This window comes from Streptomyces hyderabadensis (assembly GCF_020404845.1).
GTDB lineage: Bacteria > Actinomycetota > Actinomycetes > Streptomycetales > Streptomycetaceae > Streptomyces > Streptomyces hyderabadensis.
On sequence record NZ_JAIOJZ010000024.1, the window covers coordinates 103628 to 121693 of the forward strand.

Sequence of the window (18066 nt, forward strand, 5' to 3'; positions counted from 1 at the left end):
TGAGGTCTCCGCCCCGTAACGTCCTGTGACATGGCTCTGGCAACGCGGACGGACCGACGGCCGTCCATGGCGCGCACCGTGTGGGACTCGACCGTCGGCAAGAAGACAGTGATGGCGGTCAGCGGTCTCGTCATGCTGCTCTACCTGGTCGCCCACATGATCGGGAACCTGAAGATCTTCTTCGGGACCGAGGAGTTCAACCACTACGCCCACTGGCTGCGCACGGTCGGCGAGCCGTTCATGCACTACGAGTGGACGCTCTGGCTGATCCGGGTCGTGCTGGTGGTCGCCGTCGTCGCCCACGCCGTCTCCGCGTACCAGCTCAGCCGCCGCGACATCAAGGCGCGGCCCAGCAAGTACGTGCACAAGAAGCCCCGTTCCAGCTACGCGACGCGCACCATGCGCTGGGGCGGGATCATCCTCGGCCTGTTCATCGTCTGGCACCTCCTGGACCTGACCACCGGCACCGTGCACTCCGGCGGCTTCGAGTCCGGCAAGCCCTACCAGAACGTCGTGGACACCTTCTCCACCTGGTACGGCAACGTCATCTACATCGTCGCGATGCTCGCCCTCGGCCTGCACATCCGGCACGGCTTCTGGAGCGCCGCCCAGACCCTCGGCGCCGGCAGCCGCACCCGCGACCGGGCCCTGAAGACGACCGCGAACGTCCTCGCGCTGCTGCTCACGATCGGCTTCGTCGCCGTACCCGTGGGCGTCATGACCGGAGTGGTGAGCTGACATGACAACCTACGCCGACTACACGACCGGCGAGCCGGTCGCCGACACCAAGGCCCCCGCCGGACCCGTCAACGAGCGCTGGGACACCCGCCGTTTCGAGGCGAAGCTGGTCAACCCCGCCAACCGGCGCGGCAAGACCGTCATCGTCGTCGGCACCGGCCTCGCGGGCGGCTCCGCCGGTGCCACCCTCGCCGAACAGGGCTACCACGTCGTCCAGTTCTGCTACCAGGACTCCCCGCGCCGGGCCCACTCCATCGCCGCGCAGGGCGGCATCAACGCCGCCAAGAACTACCGCAACGACGGCGACTCGATCCACCGCCTGTTCTACGACACCGTCAAGGGCGGCGACTTCCGCTCCCGCGAGTCCAACGTGCACCGGCTCGCGCAGATCTCCGTCGAGATCATCGACCAGTGCGTGGCCCAGGGCGTGCCCTTCGCCCGCGAGTACGGCGGACTGCTCGACACCCGCTCCTTCGGCGGCGTCCAGGTCTCCCGCACCTTCTACGCCCGCGGCCAGACCGGCCAGCAGCTGCTGCTCGGCGCCTACCAGGCGCTCAGCCGGCAGATCGCGGCCGGCAACATCGAGATGCACGCGCGCACCGAGATGCTGGACCTGATCGTCGTGGACGGCCGGGCCCGCGGCATCGTCGCCCGCGACCTGATCACCGGGAAGATCGACACCTACTACGCGGACGCCGTCGTCCTGGCCAGCGGCGGCTACGGCAACGTCTTCTACCTCTCCACCAACGCCATGAACTCCAACGCGACCGCCGTGTGGCGGGCGCACCGGCGCGGCGCCTACTTCGCCAACCCCTGCTTCACGCAGATCCACCCCACCTGCATCCCGCGCACCGGCGACCACCAGTCCAAGCTGACGCTGATGAGCGAGTCGCTGCGCAACGACGGCCGGATCTGGGTGCCGAAGGCCAAGGGCGACGACCGGCCGCCCAACAAGATCCCCGAGGACGAGCGCGACTACTACCTGGAGCGCATCTACCCGTCCTTCGGCAACCTCGTCCCCCGCGACATCGCCTCCCGCGCCGCGAAGAACGTCTGCGACGAGGGCAGGGGAGTGGGCCCCGGCGGCCAGGGCGTCTACCTGGACTTCGCCGACGCCATCAAGCGCATGGGGCGCAAGGCGGTCGAGGCCAAGTACGGCAACCTCTTCGACATGTACCAGCGGATCACCGACGAGGACCCGTACCGGGTACCGATGCGGATCTACCCCGCCGTGCACTACACGATGGGCGGCCTGTGGGTCGACTACGACCTCCAGACCACCGTGCCCGGCCTGTTCGCGATCGGCGAGGCCAACTTCTCCGACCACGGCGCCAACCGGCTCGGCGCCTCCGCGCTGATGCAGGGCCTGGCCGACGGCTACTTCGTGCTGCCGGCCACCATCAACGACTACCTCGCCCGCAACCCCCGCCAGGACGACGTGGACGACGACCACCCCGTGGTGCAGGAGGTGCTGGCCGAGACCGAGGACCGGCTGAACCTGCTGCTGTCCGTCGACGGCGACCGCACACCGGACTCCTTCCACCGGGAACTGGGCGAGCTGATGTGGGAGTTCTGCGGCATGGCCCGCACCGACTCCGGACTGCGCAAGGCGCTGGAGCGCATCCCGCAGATCCGCGAGGAGTTCTGGCGGCGCATCAAGGTCCCCGGCACCGGCGAGGAGTTCAACCAGTCGCTGGAGAAGGCCAACCGCATCGTCGACTACCTGGAGCTGGCCGAGCTGATGTGCCTCGACGCGCTGCACCGCTCCGAGTCCTGCGGCGGCCACTTCCGCGAGGAGTCCCAGACCCCGGACGGCGAGGCCGCGCGCAAGGACGACGAGTTCGCTTACGCCGCCGCCTGGGAGTTCACCGGCACCGGCGAGGCCCCCGCCCTGCACAAGGAAGACCTGGTCTTCGAGTACGTCCACCCCACCCAGCGGAGCTACGCATGAAGCTCACCCTGCGCGTCTGGCGGCAGAAGAACGCCGACGCCGACGGCGCCATGTCCACGTACGAGGTGGACGGAATCTCCAGCGACATGTCCTTCCTGGAGATGCTCGACACCCTCAACGAGGAACTCATCCTCAAGGGCGAGGACCCGGTCGCCTTCGACCACGACTGCCGCGAGGGCATCTGCGGCGCCTGCTCGCTGGTCATCAACGGCGACGCCCACGGGCCCGAGCGCACCACCACCTGCCAGCTGCACATGCGGTCCTTCAAGGACGGCGACACCATCGACATCGAGCCGTGGCGCGCCGCCGCCTTCCCGGTCGTCAAGGACCTGGTCGTCGACCGCTCGGCCTTCGACCGGATCATCCAGGCCGGCGGCTACATCACCGCGCCCACCGGGGCCGCCCCCGAGGCACACGCCACGCCGGTACCGAAGCCGGACGCCGACCTCGCCTTCGAGCACGCCGAGTGCATCGGCTGCGGCGCGTGCGTGGCGGCCTGCCCGAACGGTGCGGCGATGCTGTTCACGTCCGCGAAGGTGAACCATCTGAACGTGCTGCCGCAGGGCGCGCCCGAGCGGGAGACGCGGGTGCTGGACATGGTCGGCCAGATGGACGCGGAGGGGTTCGGCGGCTGCACGCTCACCGGCGAGTGCGCGACCGCCTGCCCGAAGGGCATCCCGCTGGTCTCCATCACCAGCATGAACAAGGAATGGCTGCGGGCCACGCGCAAGGTGGCCAAGAAGTAGCCCCCACGACGTTCGCCGACAGGTGCGGACGGACGGGGCCGGGAGAGGTGCTCCTCCCGGCCCCGTTTCGCTTGAGCGGGCCGGTGTCCGGGAGCCCGGCATTCAGGAAGCGCACATCCGCGCTCCCGGCAGTCGTCATGCGCAGTACAGCCGGCGTCGGAAGAACTGGGGCGGAAACGTCCCTGCGTTCTCATGACCAGGAGAGCACCCATGACCGGCGTACTGACCGCTGACCGCCCCCCGAAGCCCGCCGCCGACCGCCGCTACACCGTCGCCCTCGCCCGTGACGAGGACGACGTGCGGGCCGCGCAGCGGCTGCGGCACGACGTCTTCGCCGGGGAGATGGGCGCGCTGCTGGAAAGCCCGCAACCCGGGTACGACATCGACCCCTTCGACGCGTACTGCGACCACCTGCTGGTGCGCGAGGAGACGACCGGGCAGGTCGTCGGGACCTACCGGCTGCTGCCGCCGGAGCGCGCCGCGGTCGCCGGACGGCTTTACGCGGAGAGCGAGTTCGACCTGGCCGCGCTGGAGGCGATCCGCCCCTCCCTGGTCGAGGTAGGCCGGTCCTGTGTGCATCCCGACCACCGCGACGGCGCCGTCATCGGGCTCGTCTGGGCCGGCATAGCCCGCTACATGACCGACCGCGGCCACGCCTGGCTGGCGGGCTGCTGCTCCCTCCCGCTCGCCGACGGCGGGGCGCTCGCCGCCGGCGCCTGGGACCGGGTGCGGACCAGGCACCTGGCGCCCGAGGAGTACCGGGTCCGGCCGCTGCTGCCGTGGCTGCCGCGCCCGGCGGCGCCCGCCGCCCGCACCGAGCTGCCGGCGCTGCTGCGCGGCTACCTCCGGCTCGGTGCCTGGGTCTGCGGGGAGCCCGCGCACGACGTGGACTTCGGCGTGGCGGACCTGTACGTGCTGCTGCCGATGAGCCGGGTCGACCCGCGCTACCTGCGGCACTTCCTCTCGCTGGCCCCGGCCTGATGAGCGGCTGGCTGCCGTTCGCGCCCTGCACCCCCGCCGCCTGCGTGGAGCCGTCCGGAGCCGCGGCGGCCGTCCCGCGGGCCGTGCTGCGGCTCACCGCGGTCGCCGTGCTGCTCCTCGCCGGGATCGCCGTCGTGCTGGCGCCGTCCGTGCTCAGGCGCAGGCTGCCGGCGGCCCTGGTGCGGCGCTGGTGCCGGTGGGTGGTGCGGGCCGCGGGGGTCCGGGTCCGGGTCACCGGCGCCGCCGTCCCCGGGGGCGGGCTGCTCCTGGTCGCCAACCACGTCTCCTGGCTCGACATCCCGCTGCTGGCCGCCGTGCGTCCCGCCAGGATGCTGGCCAAGAGCGAGATCAGGGGCTGGCCGGTGGCGGGCGGCCCGACGGCGCGCGCCGGGGTGCTGTTCATCGAACGGGACCGGCCGCGGGCCCTGCCGGGCACCGTCGACACGATCGCGCGGGCGCTGCGCGCGGGTGCCGCGGTGGCCGCCTTCCCCGAGGGCAGCACCTGGTGCGGGCGGGCCCACGGGACCTTCCGCCGGGCGGTGTTCCAGGCCGCCCTGGACGCCGGGGTGCCGGTGCAGCCGGTCCGGATCCACTACCGGGCCGGGGAGCGGGCGGTGAGCACGACGCCGGCGTTCGTCGGCGCGGACACGCTGCTCGCCTCCCTGTGGCGGGTGGCGTCGGCGCGCGGCCTGACCGCCGAGGTGTCGGTGCGACCGGTGGTACCGCCCGGCCGCCACCGTGACCGTCGTTCGCTGGCCCGGGTCACCGAGGACGCGGTCCACGGTGACCCGGGGAAAGCACCTTCGAAAAGTATGTGTGCTTTGTGAGGTTTGTGCCGTTTCCTTACCGCTGGATGCGGACAACCGGAAGGCAGGCACCCGAAAGGAGGGTGATGGCAGATGATCACCCGTGAAGAGATCGCCAACGTCCTGGACCAGCCGGTCTACGACGGGGACGGCAACAAGATCGGCGACGCGAAGCATGTCTTCTTCGACGACATGACCGGGCGCCCCGAGTGGGTGAGCGTCAAGACGGGCATGTTCGGCTCCACCGAGTCCTTCGTGCCCATCCGCGACGCCGCACTGGTGCAGGACCACCTCGAGGTTCCCTACGGCAAGGAGCAGGTCAAGGGCGCGCCCTCGGTCGACGTCGACGCGGGCGGCCATCTGTCGGAGTCCGAGGAGCACCGGCTCTACGACTACTACGGCATCAACTGGGACAGCGTGCTGTCTGAGGCCGAACGCACCGACGACGGCCGCTTCGCCGCGGGACCGGGCACGGCGGGCGCGGCCGGAGCCGCCGGAGCGGCGGGTGCGGCGGGCATGGCCGGCCGCACCGGCGAGACCGGCGGCAAGGACATGCGCGGTACGGCCGGTACCGGCGGCATGACCGGTCGCCAGGACGCCATGGACCGCGAGGCCATGCGCGGGGACGAGGCCATGACCCGCTCCGAGGAGCAGTTGCACGTCGGCGTCGAACGGCACGAGTCGGGCCGGGCCAGGCTGCACAAGTACGTGGTCACGGAAGAGACCCAGCAGACCGTTCCGGTGACCCACGAGGAAGTGCGCGTGGTGCGCGAGCCCATCACGGACGCCAACCGTGACGAGGCCCTGGCCGGGCCGGAGATCAGCGAGGCCGAGCACGAGGTCACGCTGCACGCGGAACGCCCCGTGGTGAGGACGGAGACGGTGCCCGTGGAGCGGGTCCGCATGACCACGGAGGAGATCACGGAGAACGAGACGGTGCGCGGCCAGGTCCGCAAGGAGCGCATCGAGGCCGAGACCGAGACCTTCACGGAGGACGAGACCGGCCGGGGCGGCAAGCGGCGGGGCCGCGAGTGACCGTCACCCGGTCGTCAGTACGGACCGTGCGCCGGTGAACGGACTTCACCGGCGCTCCCCGCCGTCCAGGGCCCGGGCCAGATAGGGCGCGGTGGCGCTGCCCGGGGCGCGCGCCACCTCGACGGGCGTCCCCGCGGCGACGATCCGGCCGCCCGCGTCACCGCCGCCCGGCCCCAGGTCGATCACATGATCGGCCCCCGCGACCACACTCATGTCGTGCTCGACCACGACCACCGTGTGCCCGGCGTCGACCAGGCCGTGCAACTGGCGCATCAACACTTCGACGTCCGCCGGGTGCAGACCGGTCGTCGGCTCGTCGAGCAGGTACAGGGTGTGCCCGCGCCGCCCCCGCTGCAGCTCGCTCGCCAGCTTGATCCGCTGCGCCTCCCCGCCGGACAGCTCGGTCGCGGGCTGGCCGAGGCGCAGGTACCCCAGACCGACGTCCAGGAGCGCCGCCAGGCTGCGGGCCGCCGCCGGGGCGTCCGCGAAGAACTCCGCCGCCCCCTCCACCGTCAGGTCCAGCACCTCGGCGATGTTCCGTCCCCGGTACGCCACTTCGAGCGTCTGGGGGTTGTAGCGCGCCCCGCCGCAGTCCGGGCACGGCGCGTAGGTGCTGGGCAGGAACAGCAGCTCGACGCCGACGAAGCCCTCGCCCTGGCAGGTCTCGCAGCGCCCGCCCGGCACGTTGAAGGAGAACCGGCCCACGCCGTAACCGCGCTCCTTGGCCTGGTCGGTGGCCGCGAAGACCTTGCGCACCACGTCGAACAGGCCCGTGTACGTGGCCAGGTTGGAGCGCGGGGTGCGGCCGATCGGCCGCTGGTCCACGGAGACCAGCCGGTCCACCCCCGCCAGCTCCTCGGTGATCTCGCCGACCAGGGTCGACTTGCCGGAGCCGGACACGCCGGTCACCGCGGTGAGCACACCGAGCGGGAACTGCGCGGTCACCCCGTGCAGGTTGTGCCGGGTCACCGGGCCCACCGTCACCGTGCCGCGCGGGACGCGCACCTCGCGGACGGGTGCGGGGGAGCGGTCGAAGAGGTGACGGGCGGTGGCCGACTCCGCGACGCGGGCCAGTCCGTCGACCGGGCCGCTGTACAGCACCCGCCCGCCGTGCTCGCCGGCCAGCGGACCGACGTCCACGATCCAGTCGGCGCCGCGCATCACGCCCAGGTGGTGCTCGACCACGAACACCGAGTTCCCGCCCGCCTTCAGCCGTTCGAGGACCGTCAGGAGCGCCTCGGTGTCCGCCGGGTGCAGACCCGCCGAGGGCTCGTCGAGGACGTACACGACACCGAACAGCCCGGAGCGCAGCTGGGTGGCGAGCCGCAGCCGCTGCAGCTCGCCCGCGGACAGGGTGGGCGTGGGACGGTCGAGGCTCAGATAGCCGAGCCCCAGCTCGACCACGGGTGCGATCCGGGAGGTGAGGTCCTCGGTCAGCACCCTGGCCGTCTCGCCCTCGGTCGGCAGCAGCGCGGCCAGCTCGGTGAGCGGCAGGGCGGCCAGCTCGGCGACGGTGCGGCCGCCGACGGTGACCGCGAGCGACTCGGCCCGCAGCCGGGCGCCGCCGCACACCGGGCAGGGCGCGCTGGTCAGGAACCGCTCCGCCTTCGCCCGCAGGGTGGCGCTCTTGGAGTCCGCGAAGGTCTTCATCACATACCGCCGGGCGCTCATGTACGTGCCCTGGTACGGCCGCTGGATGCGGCCCGCCTCCCGCACCGGGTGCACCGTGACCACCGGCTGCTCGTCGGTGAACAGGATCCACTCCCGCGCCTCGGCGGGCAGCTCGCGCCAGGGCCGGTCCACGTCGTGTCCGAGGGCGTCGAGGACGTCCCGCAGGTTCTTGCCCTGCCAGGCGCCCGGCCACGCGGCGATCGCCCCGTCCCGGATCGACAGCGAGGGGTCGGGGACCAGCAGTTCCTCGGTGGTGTGGTGCACCCGGCCGAGCCCGTGGCACCGGGGGCAGGCCCCGGCCGCGGTGTTCGGCGAGAAGGCGTCGGAGTCCAGCCGCTCGGCACCCGGCGGGTAGTCGCCGGCCCGGGAGAAGAGCATCCGCAGGGAGTTGGAGAGGTTGGTGACCGTCCCCACCGAGGAGCGGGACGTCGGGGTCGCCCGCCGCTGCTGGAGCGACACGGCGGGCGGCAGCCCGCTGATCTCGCCCACCTTGGGGGCGCCGACCTGGTGGATCAGCCGCCGGGCGTACGGCGCGACCGACTCGAAGTAGCGCCGCTGCGCCTCCGCGTACACCGTCCCGAACGCCAGCGACGACTTCCCCGATCCGGAGACGCCGGTGAACACCGCCACCACGTCCCGGGGGACGTCCACGTCCACGCCCTTCAGATTGTGCTCGCGGGCGTCGCGCACCCGGACGTACGGGTCGTGGGGGCTGTGCATCGCGGAGGGCTCCGTACGGTGGGCGGGACAAACCCCGCGATTCTACGCCGGGGCGCCGAAGGTCCCCGTACCGGTGACACGGGCGAGCCGCCGGTAGGAGTCGAGCAGGGCCTCGCGGTCGTAGGTGCTGGTGGTGACGAGCACCTCCTGCGCGCCGGTCTCCTTCACCAGCCTCTCCAGCTCGTCGGCGACCTGCTCCTCCGTACCGGCGACGTGGCCCGCGAGACCGGCCTCGTACAGGTCGCGTTCCTTGGCCGTCATCGTGCGCGCCTCCACCTCCTCGGCCGGCGGCAGCGGCGGGAAGGAGCCGCGGGTGCGGGCGTGCGCCATGGACCACGCCTCCGGGACCAGGAGCCGCCGGGCCGCCGCGGGCGTGGCGGCCACCGCGACGGTGCCGGAGACGACGACGTACGGCTCCCGGCTCCACTCGGAGGGGCGGAACCCGGCGCGGTAGCGGTCGATGCCGCGGCGCATCCGGTCCCGGTCGCGCAGGTCCCCGATGACCATCGGCAGTCCCGCACGGGCGGCGACGGCCGCGCCCTCGCCCATGGCCAGCACGAACGGCGGCACGGTCAGGCCCTCCGCGGGGCGGGCGTGCACGCCCGTGGGCGAGGTGCCCCGGAACCAGCCGAGCAGCTCGGCCAGTTGCGCGTCGAAGTCCTCGGCGTCGTCCTTCTCCCGGCCCAGAGCCTTGCGGACCCCGTCGGTGAAGCCCACCGAGCGGCCGAGCCCCATGTCGATCCGGCCGGGGAAGAGCGACTCCAGCACGCCGAACTGCTCGGCGACGACCAGCGGCCGGTGGTTGGGCAGCATCACGCCCCCGGTGCCGACGCGGATCCGGCTCGTGGCCCCGGCGACGGCGGCCGCCAGCACGGTCGGCGCCGAGCCGGCCACCCCGGGCACACCGTGGTGCTCCGCCACCCAGAACCGGTGGTAGCCGAGCCGCTCCGCCTCCCGGGCCAGGCCGAGGGTGTCGCGCAGCGCCTCCCCGGCGCTGCGGCCCGCCCGGATGCGGGAGCGGTCGAGGACGGAGAAGCGGGTGGTGGCGAGTACGGAGGTCACACGGTGTTCAACGCCCGCACGCCGCACAGATTCCCGGCCCCCTTGCGCGGCGGCGCGCTCTAGGGTGGGCGGGTGAGCGACAGCAGCAGGCCCCCGGTGGCCGTGTTCGACCTGGACAACACCCTCGCCGACACCGCGCACCGGCAGCGGTTCCTGGAGCGCAGGCCCCGCGACTGGGACGCCTTCTTCGCCGCCGCGCCGCACGATCCGCCGCTCGCGGAGGGCATCGCGCTGGTCCGGGAGAGCGCGAAGGAGTGCGAGATCGTCTACCTGACCGGGCGGCCCGAGCGCTGCCGGCGCGACACGCTCGACTGGCTGGCCGCGCACGGCCTGCCGGACGGGACCGTGCACATGCGCGGCAACGCCGACCGCAGGCCCGCCCGGCGCACCAAGCTGGAGATCCTGCGGCGCCTCGCGCGGACCCGTGAGGTCCGGGTCCTGGTGGACGACGACGAGTTGGTCTGCGACGACGCCGAACGGGCCGGATTCCCGGTGCTCAGGGCGGGCTGGGCGGCCCGGTCGGCCGAGCTGCGCGCGGCGCAGGAGCGCGAGGGCCGCACCTGAGGGACGCGCCCGTCCGCAGGACGCTCCAGGGGCGCTCGTCGGCAGGGTGCTCCAGGGGTGTCAGCCGGACTCCTCCAGGCGGAAGCCGAGCTTGAGGCCGACCTGCCAGTGCGCGACCTGCCCGTCCTCGATCTGGCCGCGCACCTGGGTCACCTCGAACCAGTCCAGCTTGCGCAGGGTCTGCGAGGCGCGCGTGATGGCGTTGCGGACGGCCTGGTCGACGCCGTCGGGCGAGGTGCCCACGACCTCGGTGACCCGGTAGGTGTGGTTCGACATGCGGGTGCTCCCTTCCGCGGGACAGTGATGTGCCCTGCGTCACTCCACCGTGCCCCAAGTCGGGACGGAGCGCGAAACATCGCCGTTCGGGGCGGAAACCGTCCGGTACCTCCCCCTGCCCCTTGACCTTTGTAATGGTCCATACCAAAATCCCAGACACCCGTTCGAGCCTCGGGCTCGTCCCCCACGTCGGGTCTCCCTTCGCGTGCGCAGGACACACCTGCCCGCCACCCTCTGTTCGTCAGTCAGAAGGACCCCTCGTGAGACGTCGCCTCCTCGCCCTTGTCTGTGTGTCCGCCTCCGTCCTCAGCGGCTGTGGCCTGATCTCGCAGGACGGCGGGAGCGAGCGCCACACCGTCACCGTGTGGCTGATGAAGGACAGCGCCTCCCAGGACTTCCTGAAGCGGTTCACCGAGGGCTTCGAGGCCGACCACCCCGACCTCGACCTGGACATCCGCATCCAGGAGTGGACCGGCATCGGCGACAAGGTGCAGGCCGCGCTGAAGGCCGACGGCACGGACGGCCCCGACGTCATCGAGGTCGGCAACACCCAGGTGCCGCAGTACGCGGAGGGCGGCAGGCTGCAGGACCTGACCCTGGAGTCGATGCGCGACTGGGGCATCCGCGACTGGCTCCCGGGCCTCGCGGAGCCGGGGCAGTGGATGTCCCAGCAGTTCGGCATCCCCTGGTACGCCGCCAACCGCGTCGTCATCTACCGCAAGGACCTCTTCGAGCAGGCCGGCGTCAACGAGCCGCCCCGCACCCGCGAGGAATGGCTCGACGCCACGGAGAAGCTCGACAAGAACGGCGACCAGGGCATCTACCTGGCCGGCCAGGACTGGTACACGCTCTCCGGCTTCATCTGGGACGAGGGCGGCGAACTGGCCACCCAGGACGGCGAGGGCGGCGTCTGGACCGGCGCCCTGGACTCCGCGGCGGCCCTGCGCGGCATGGACTTCTACCGCGAACTGCAGGCCCTGGGCGACGGCCCGGTCGACGCTGACGAGGAACACCCGCCGCAGTCCGGGGTCTTCGCCAAGGGGCAGGTCGCGCAGATCGTCGCGGTGCCGGGCCTGGCCCAGTCCATCGTGCGCGAGAACCCCGACCTCAAGGGCAAGATCGGCTTCTTCCCGGTGCCCGGCAAGAGCGCCGGCAAGCCCGGCGCCGTCTTCACCGGCGGCTCCGACCTCGTGGTGCCGAAGAACACCGACCAGGAGGAGGGCGCCCTCGCCGTGATCGAGGCGCTCGCGGGCGAGAAGTGGAACACCGACCTGGCCCGCACCATGAACTACGTCCCGAACAAGAAGTCGCTCGCCGAGGAGGTCTCCGGCGAGGAGGGGATCGAGGCCATGGCGACCGGTGCCGCACAGGGCCGGGCGACCCCGGGTACGCCCCGGTGGGGCGCGGTGGAGGCGGACAACCCGATCAAGGCGTACATGACGAAGGTGCTCTCCGGCGCGGACGCGAAGTCGGAGGCCCGGAAGGCCTCCGACCGCATCACCGCACTGCTGGACGCCAACGCGCGCTGACCGGCGGGCGGTGGGCCGCGGGCCGGCGCCCCGGGCTCAATGCCCCGGGCCCGATGCCCGGGCCCCGACGCCCGGGGCTCAGCGCGCCACGCTCAGCGACAGCGCGAACCGGCCCCCGCCGTCCGTCCACCAGTGGGTCAGGTCGAGCCCGGCCGCCGCCAGCTCGGCCCGCACCCCCTCCCGCCGGAACTTCGCCGACACCTCGGTGCGCAGCTCCTCCCCGTCCGCGAAGTCCACGGCCAGGTCGAGGGCCTGGATCTTGACGGTCTGCGCGGTGCGCGAACGCAGCCGCATCTCGATCCACTCCCGTTCGGCGTTCCAGAGCGCCACATGGTCGAAGGCCGCGGGCGCGAAGTCGGCCTCCAGCTCGCGGTTCACCACGGACAGCACGTTCTTGTTGAACGCGGCCGTCACCCCGGCCGCGTCGTCGTAGGCGCGGACCAGCACCCCCTCGTCCTTGACCAGGTCCGTGCCCAGCAACAAGCCGTCGCCCGGGGAGAGCAGGGCGCGGACGGAGGACAGGAACACGGCGCGTTCCTCCGGCAGCAGGTTGCCGATGGTGCCGCCGAGGAACGCCACCAGCCGGGGTCCCGGCGTCCCGGGCAGCGTCAGACCACCCGTGAAGTCGGCGATCAGCGCGTGCACCTGGAGGCCGGGCCGCTCGGCGACCAGCGCCTGCCCGGCCTGGACGAGGGCGCTCTCGCTCACGTCCACCGGCACATAGCCGCGTAGCCCGTTCCGGTCCGTCAGCGCGTCCAGGAGGACCCGCGTCTTCTCCGAGGAGCCGGAACCCAGCTCGACCAGGGTGCGGGCGCCGGTCGCCTCCGCGATCTCGCCGGCCCGGTCGACGAGGATCTCCCGCTCGGCCCGGGTCGGGTAGTACTCGGGCAGCGCGGTGATCGCCTCGAACAGCTCGCTGCCCCGCGCGTCGTAGAACCACTTCGGCGGCAGCCACTTGGGCGTGCTCGTCAGGCCCGCCAGGACGTCGGCGCGCAGGGCGGCGTCCGTGGCGTCCTCGGGCAGTGTCCGGGTCAGACGGAACTGGCTCACGTGCGGGGCTCCTTCACGGGGGCGTAAGCGTCTGCCGGGGCGGTTTCCCCCGGGACCTTGAGCGGGGTGAGCCGCACGTCCGTGCCGCTCGCCGCGAGCAGGGTGCGGTCGGGGACCTCCTGCCAGCGCGGGTCGTCGTCGTAGGGCTCCGAGGCGACGACCGTGCCGCCACCGGGACGGGACAGGTACCACAAGGTGTCGCCCCAGGTGGTGGCGGTGACGGCGGAGCCGTTGGCGAGCAGCAGGTTGAGCCGGGAGGCGGGGGCCGCCGCGGCGACCTCCAGGACCGTCTCGGCCAGCGCCCGGCCCTCGTCGTCCCCGGCCCGCAGCCGGGCCAGGACCAGCGCCCACACGAGCGCCGAGTCGTTGCGCGCCTCCAGCGACAGCAGCTCCCCGGGCGGCAGCGTCGCGGCCACCGGGGCCAGCGACCCCGGCCAGCCCGCCACGGCACCGTTGTGGCTGAACAGCCAGGTCCCCGCGGCGAACGGCGCGGCGGCCGCCTCCGCGTCGGCACCGGCCAGCGTCGCGTCCCGTACCGCCGCGAGCAGGGCGCCGGTGCGCACCACCCGGGCCAGGTCGGCGAAGGACTGGTCCGCCCAGATCGGCCCGGCCCGGCGGTACCGGGCCGGCACCGGGTCCCCCTCGGCGTACCAGCCGACGCCGAACCCGTCGGCGTTCACCGTGCCGTACCGCTGGTGCCGCGGCGCCCAGGACTGCCGGTACAGGCCGTGCGGCGGCGTCACCAGCAGTTCCCCGAGCGGCTCCGCGGGGCCCGTATAGGCCAGGTGCCGGCACATCAGGCGGCCTCCGCCGACCGGGCCGTGCGGAACCCGGAGAAGATCTGCCGCCGGATCGGATAGTCCCAGTTGCGGAACGTGCCCCGGCAGGCCACCGCGTCCACGGCGAAGGAACCGCCGCGCAGCACCTTGTAGTCGGGGCCGAAGAAGACCTCCGAGTACTCCCTGTACGGGAACGCCCTGAAGCCCGGGTACGGGGCGAAGTCGCTCGACGTCCACTCCCACACGTCGCCGATCAGCTGCCGTACGCCGAGCGGGGACTCACCGGCCGGGTAGCTGCCCGCGGGCGCCGGACGCAGGTGCCGCTGGCCGAGGTTGGCGTGCTCCGGGCCCGGGTCGGCGTCGCCCCACGGGTAGCGCATCGCGCGGTCCCCGGCCGGGTCGTACCGGGCGGCCTTCTCCCACTCGGCCTCGGTGGGCAGCCGTCGCCCGGCCCAGCGGGCGTACGCGTCGGCCTCGTACCAGCACACGTGCAGCACCGGCTCGTCGGCCGGCACCGCCTCGGTCACCCCGAAGCGGCGGCGCAGCCACTGCCCGCCGTCCCGGCGCCAGAACAGCGGGGCGGTGATGGTGTGCCGGCGGATGTGGTCCCAGCCCTCGGGGGTCCACCAGCGCGGATCGTGGTAGCCGCCGTCCTCGATGAACGCCCGGTAGGCGCCGTTGGTCACCGGGACGGTGTCGATGAAGAACGGCGCCACCTCGCGCCGGTGGGCGGGGCGTTCGTTGTCCAGCGCCCACGGCTCGGTCGAGGTGCCCATGGTGAACGGGCCGCCCGGCACCAGGACTTCGGCCGGTCCGGTGAACAGCGGTGCCGGCTCCGGGTCGGGCGCGGTCAGGGCCTGCGGCCCCTTGCGCAACTGGTGCGTGATCAGCATGGTCTCGTCGTGCTGCTGCTCGTGCTGGGCGATCATCCCGAAGGCGAAGCCCGCCTCCGTCAGCCGCGTCCCGTCGAACGCGGTGCGCTCCAGCACGTCCAGGGCCCGCCCGCGCACGTCCGCCGCGTACCGGCGGGCCTCGGCGGGCGACAGCAGCGGCAGGCTCGGCCGCTCGGAGCGGGGATGCTCGAAGGCGTCGTAGAGGCTGTCGATCTCCGGGCGTATCGCCTCCTGCCCGGCGACCGCGCGCAGCAGCCACTGCTCCTCCTGGTTGCCGATGTGCGCCAGGTCCCACACCAGCGGGGACATCAGCGGCGAGACCTGGGCGGTCAGGTCGGGGCCCTCCACGCAGCTGGTCAGCAGCGTGGTGCGCTCGCGGGCGGTGACCAGCGTGGCCAGGGCCCGCTCCCGCAGGGCCTCGGCGGTGGTGGTCGTGGGCGCGTCAGTGGGGTCGGTCATCAGCGGGTCTCCCTCCCGTGCGGGCCACGGTCCGCGCCGCCCGGCATGTCCAGCAGGTCGTCGGCGGGGCAGCGGCCCCTGCGGACGTAGCGCTCCAGGTACCCGGCGACGGCGTCCGTCACCTCGGTGTCCGCGCCGAGCCGGGGCAGCGCGGCGAGCGCCGCGGTGAAGCAGGTGACGGCCGCCTCGCGCAGTTCGGGATCGGTCAGCGCGGCCCGGGCCGCGTCCTCGTACAGCGGGTTGTGCGGCGCGGGCCGCCCGAGCGTGCGCTCGGCCAGCGGCTTGACGGCCCGGTAGGCGGTCTCGGTGGCCTCGGGGTCGTCGAACAGCGCGGCGGTCACCGCCAGCGGCACGATCCAGCCGTCGTCCCCGGGCTGCGCGTCGATCATGCGCAGCTCCAGATGACCACGCGGCCGTACCGGCGGGAAGAGCGTGGTGAGGTGGTAGTCCAGGTCCTCCCGGGTCGGCGGCCGAGGCACCAGCTCGCGGGTCCACTCCCGCAGGGTCAGGCCCTCCGGCACGTCCCAGGGGCCGCCGTCGCGGCGCACGCACATCACCGGGGCGTCCAGCACGTGCCGGGACCAGGCGCCGCGCGGGTCGCCGTCGAGCGGGGGACCGCCCGCCCGGCCGGCGCCGATCTGCGTCCACCGCAGTTGCCGGGTGGACCGCCAGCCGGTGGGCCGGCCGCCGGACAGCGGGGAGTTGGCGAACGCGGCCAGCAGCACGGCGCCCAAGTGGTGGGCCAGCCACCACCGGCGTACGTGACCCATCGGCCCCGGCTCCTCGTGCCCCGCGTCCACGCACACCTGCACGGAGGCGGAGGCACACATCATGAAGCGGCCACCGGGGCCGGTGCGGTCGAGACAGGACTCCATGGCGTCGTAGCGCGGCTGCCGCAGGTAGCGGCGCGGCGCCTGCCAGGGGTCGTGGCCGAGGCCGACCAGGGCGAGGCCGTCCTCGCGCAGTACGGCGCGGACGGCGTCGAGGTCGGCGGAGACGGAGCGGACGCACTCCATGAGCGAGGCGGCGGGGAGCGAACTCAGCTCCAGCTGGCCGCCGGGCTCGACGGTCAGCGCCGACCTCAGGGGCACGGCCCGCAGCGCGGTGTACACCGCCCGGAGCCGTTCGGGTGACACGGGGAGCCGCGGCGCGCGCAGCTCGTGGACGAGCCATTCCACCTCGACGCCGAGGAGCCTGGGCGGACCGGTCTTGAAGCAGATGCCGTGGACCAGCGCCTCGACCTCGGCCTCACTGACGGCGGTACGCGGCCGGATACAGCCACCAACCGAATCGGACATGTCGGGATCCTCCTGAGATTCCACCATGTCGCCGGCCCTTCTGTGGTGGGCCGGGCCGGCACACTCGTCCCACCCAAGACCCTCGTGCCGCTCCGCACAAGGATGCATTTCGGGACGTTCCCGCTCGGTAATCTCCGCGATCCGCCTGTTTGCAGGGGCTTTCCGCATCGTTCGCCGGTCGGGAAACTCCGTTGCACCGCATCCCAGCATCACCCAGGATTCCCGCATGAGCACGACGGGGAGAGCGCACCGCGCGCGGTCACGGCGTCCACGGGGGTGACGCCGTGAGCGCGCGCCTGCGGGGCATCGCACAGCCCGGGCGCCGCCGTCCGGGCGGCCTTCGAGCGCGCCTTCCCGGAGGGCGCCGGGCGCCCCGGTCAGCTCCAGCCGTAGCGCTCCCGCAGCCGCTGCCGCACCAGGCCGAAGCGCATCCGGTCCAGGGCGCACGCCTCGCGGCGCATCCCGGCGTCGTGCAGCCGCAGCACCCGGTCCACGTCGACCCAGGAGTCACGCCCCGAGCGGTCCCAGGGCCCGCTGCCGATCGGCACCCACTCCCGGTCGCCGTCATGCCGCTTGCTGGACAGCTGCACCGCGAGCACGGTCCCGGCCGCCTCCCGGGCCACCACGAGCACGGGCCGGTCCTTGCCCCGGCCGTCCGCCTCCTCGTAGGGCACCCAGGTCCAGACGATCTCGCCGGGATCGGGGTCGCCGTCGTGCGCGGGGGAGTACTCGGTCCGCACCCGGCCCACCTCCCGCGGGTCGGCCTCGGTGGTGGCGAAGGGGCCGTAACGGCCGGGGACTCCCTCGCCGTTGCTGTCGGTGTCGTGGGTGAAGGTGCTCACGGCCGTACCGTACGGGACGGGGCCACGCGGACGCGCGGGGACCCGCGTCCGGTGGCAGGCTGGCCCCGGCACGACCGTACGAGTCAGAAGGCGACGTCATGACCGACCAGCTCACCGTGAGCGTCCTGGGCACCGGCATCATGGGTGCCGCGATGGCCCGCAACATCGCCCGCGCCGGACACACCGTGCGCGTCTGGAACCGCAGCCGGGACAAGGCCGAGCCGCTGGCCGCCGACGGCGCGCACGTCGCGGACAGCCCGGAGGAGGCGGTACGCGACGCCGACGTCGTCCTCACCATGCTGTACGACGGCCCGGCCGCCCTCGACGTCATGCGCCGGGCGGCGCCCGGTCTGCGTCCCGGCGCCGTGTGGGCGCAGTCCACCACCGCGGGCGTCGACGCGGTCGCCGACCTGGCCGCCTTCGCCGGCGAGCACCGCCTCGTCTTCTTCGACGCCCCCGTCCTCGGCACCAGGCAGCCCGCCGAGGCCGGTCAGCTGCTGGTGCTGGCGGCCGGTCCCGCCGAGGCGCGGGACACCGTCGCGCCCGTGTTCGACGCCGTGGGCTCGCGCACCGTGTGGACCGGGCAGGACGGCGCGGCCGGCAGCGCGACCCGGCTGAAGCTGGTGGCCAACAGCTGGGTCCTGGCCGCCACCAACGCGGTCGGCG

Annotated in this window: 17 protein-coding genes; 9 read left to right on the forward strand and 8 right to left on the reverse strand. The window is 73.2% G+C overall.

What is annotated here, in order from left to right; genetic code table 11:
* The first annotated feature begins 66 nt into the window (after positions 1 to 66).
* From K7854_RS20075 to K7854_RS20100, 6 genes are all read left to right on the forward strand, one after another.
* The gene (locus tag K7854_RS20075; RefSeq protein WP_226027945.1) at positions 67 to 738 is read left to right on the forward strand and encodes a succinate dehydrogenase; all 672 of its coding nucleotides are present in this window, start codon (positions 67 to 69) and stop codon (positions 736 to 738) included.
* 1 nt (position 739) lies between these two features.
* Positions 740 to 2689: a fumarate reductase/succinate dehydrogenase flavoprotein subunit gene (locus tag K7854_RS20080; protein ID WP_226027925.1), complete on the forward strand. Its 1950-nt coding sequence runs from the start codon at positions 740 to 742 to the stop codon at positions 2687 to 2689.
* Positions 2686 to 3435: a succinate dehydrogenase/fumarate reductase iron-sulfur subunit gene (locus K7854_RS20085; RefSeq protein WP_226027926.1), complete on the forward strand. Its 750-nt coding sequence runs from the start codon at positions 2686 to 2688 to the stop codon at positions 3433 to 3435. The genes K7854_RS20080 and K7854_RS20085 overlap by 4 nt, the downstream gene beginning before the upstream one ends.
* A gap of 210 nt (positions 3436 to 3645) precedes the next feature.
* A complete protein-coding gene (locus K7854_RS20090; protein ID WP_226027927.1) occupies positions 3646 to 4416 on the forward strand; it encodes a GNAT family N-acetyltransferase in 771 nt (256 codons plus the stop codon).
* Positions 4416 to 5243, forward strand: coding sequence for a lysophospholipid acyltransferase family protein (locus K7854_RS20095; RefSeq protein WP_226027928.1), 828 nt, complete (start codon positions 4416 to 4418; stop codon positions 5241 to 5243). The genes K7854_RS20090 and K7854_RS20095 overlap by 1 nt, the downstream gene beginning before the upstream one ends.
* A 72-nt stretch (positions 5244 to 5315) precedes the next feature.
* Complete coding sequence (locus tag K7854_RS20100) at positions 5316 to 6257, forward strand: PRC and DUF2382 domain-containing protein (RefSeq protein ID WP_226027929.1); 942 nt, start codon at positions 5316 to 5318, stop codon at positions 6255 to 6257.
* Positions 6258 to 6302: 45 nt separating this feature from the next.
* On the opposite strand, the gene K7854_RS20105 is transcribed toward K7854_RS20100, so the two are convergent.
* Positions 6303 to 8648 (reverse strand): ATP-binding cassette domain-containing protein, encoded by a 2346-nt coding sequence (locus tag K7854_RS20105; protein WP_226027930.1) that lies wholly within the window; start codon positions 8646 to 8648, stop codon positions 6303 to 6305.
* 42 nt (positions 8649 to 8690) lie between these two features.
* A complete protein-coding gene (locus tag K7854_RS20110; protein WP_226027931.1) occupies positions 8691 to 9710 on the reverse strand; it encodes an LLM class flavin-dependent oxidoreductase in 1020 nt (339 codons plus the stop codon).
* Positions 9711 to 9782: 72 nt separating this feature from the next.
* Between K7854_RS20110 and K7854_RS20115 the strand changes: the two genes are divergently transcribed.
* A complete protein-coding gene (locus K7854_RS20115; protein ID WP_226027932.1) occupies positions 9783 to 10274 on the forward strand; it encodes a phosphatase domain-containing protein in 492 nt (163 codons plus the stop codon).
* A gap of 60 nt (positions 10275 to 10334) precedes the next feature.
* Here the strand turns inward: K7854_RS20115 and K7854_RS20120 are convergent, their stop codons facing one another.
* Positions 10335 to 10550 (reverse strand): dodecin, encoded by a 216-nt coding sequence (locus K7854_RS20120; protein ID WP_226027933.1) that lies wholly within the window; start codon positions 10548 to 10550, stop codon positions 10335 to 10337.
* 260 nt (positions 10551 to 10810) lie between these two features.
* Here K7854_RS20120 and K7854_RS20125 point away from each other — a divergent pair, with 260 nt between their 5' ends.
* Positions 10811 to 12079, forward strand: a complete 1269-nt coding sequence (locus K7854_RS20125; RefSeq protein WP_226027934.1) for an extracellular solute-binding protein — start codon at positions 10811 to 10813, stop codon at positions 12077 to 12079.
* 78 nt (positions 12080 to 12157) lie between these two features.
* On the opposite strand, the gene egtD is transcribed toward K7854_RS20125, so the two are convergent.
* The 5 genes from egtD to K7854_RS20150 all read right to left on the reverse strand — a co-directional run bounded on the left by egtD (position 12158) and on the right by K7854_RS20150 (position 17400).
* Positions 12158 to 13129 (reverse strand): L-histidine N(alpha)-methyltransferase, encoded by a 972-nt coding sequence (egtD, locus tag K7854_RS20130; RefSeq protein ID WP_226027935.1) that lies wholly within the window; start codon positions 13127 to 13129, stop codon positions 12158 to 12160.
* The gene (egtC, locus tag K7854_RS20135; protein ID WP_226027936.1) at positions 13126 to 13926 is read right to left on the reverse strand and encodes an ergothioneine biosynthesis protein EgtC; all 801 of its coding nucleotides are present in this window, start codon (positions 13924 to 13926) and stop codon (positions 13126 to 13128) included. The genes egtD and egtC overlap by 4 nt, the downstream gene beginning before the upstream one ends.
* Positions 13926 to 15260, reverse strand: a complete 1335-nt coding sequence (egtB, locus tag K7854_RS20140) for an ergothioneine biosynthesis protein EgtB (RefSeq protein WP_226027937.1) — start codon at positions 15258 to 15260, stop codon at positions 13926 to 13928. The genes egtC and egtB overlap by 1 nt, the downstream gene beginning before the upstream one ends.
* The gene (gene egtA, locus K7854_RS20145) at positions 15260 to 16558 is read right to left on the reverse strand and encodes an ergothioneine biosynthesis glutamate--cysteine ligase EgtA (RefSeq protein ID WP_226027938.1); all 1299 of its coding nucleotides are present in this window, start codon (positions 16556 to 16558) and stop codon (positions 15260 to 15262) included. Before egtA ends, egtB begins: the two co-directional genes overlap by 1 nt.
* A gap of 377 nt (positions 16559 to 16935) precedes the next feature.
* Complete coding sequence (locus K7854_RS20150; protein ID WP_226027939.1) at positions 16936 to 17400, reverse strand: type II toxin-antitoxin system PemK/MazF family toxin; 465 nt, start codon at positions 17398 to 17400, stop codon at positions 16936 to 16938.
* A 98-nt stretch (positions 17401 to 17498) separates the two neighbouring features.
* On the opposite strand from K7854_RS20150, the gene K7854_RS20155 reads away from it, so the two are divergent.
* On the forward strand, positions 17499 to 18066 hold a 568-nt coding region (locus tag K7854_RS20155; RefSeq protein ID WP_226027940.1), incomplete at its 3' end, for an NAD(P)-dependent oxidoreductase.

Coding starts and splice junctions, on each gene's coding strand:
- K7854_RS20075 (WP_226027945.1), top strand. CDS start 67: ATGGCGCGCACCGTGTGGGACTCGACCGTCGGCAAGAAGACAGTGATG.
- K7854_RS20080 (WP_226027925.1), top strand. CDS start 740: ATGACAACCTACGCCGACTACACGACCGGCGAGCCGGTCGCCGACACC.
- K7854_RS20085 (WP_226027926.1), top strand. CDS start 2,686: ATGAAGCTCACCCTGCGCGTCTGGCGGCAGAAGAACGCCGACGCCGAC.
- K7854_RS20090 (WP_226027927.1), top strand. CDS start 3,646: ATGACCGGCGTACTGACCGCTGACCGCCCCCCGAAGCCCGCCGCCGAC.
- K7854_RS20095 (WP_226027928.1), top strand. CDS start 4,416: ATGAGCGGCTGGCTGCCGTTCGCGCCCTGCACCCCCGCCGCCTGCGTG.
- K7854_RS20100 (WP_226027929.1), top strand. CDS start 5,316: ATGATCACCCGTGAAGAGATCGCCAACGTCCTGGACCAGCCGGTCTAC.
- K7854_RS20105 (WP_226027930.1), bottom strand. CDS start 8,648: ATGCACAGCCCCCACGACCCGTACGTCCGGGTGCGCGACGCCCGCGAG.
- K7854_RS20120 (WP_226027933.1), bottom strand. CDS start 10,550: ATGTCGAACCACACCTACCGGGTCACCGAGGTCGTGGGCACCTCGCCC.
- egtC (WP_226027936.1), bottom strand. CDS start 13,926: ATGTGCCGGCACCTGGCCTATACGGGCCCCGCGGAGCCGCTCGGGGAA.
- egtB (WP_226027937.1), bottom strand. CDS start 15,260: ATGACCGACCCCACTGACGCGCCCACGACCACCACCGCCGAGGCCCTG.
- egtA (WP_226027938.1), bottom strand. CDS start 16,558: ATGTCCGATTCGGTTGGTGGCTGTATCCGGCCGCGTACCGCCGTCAGT.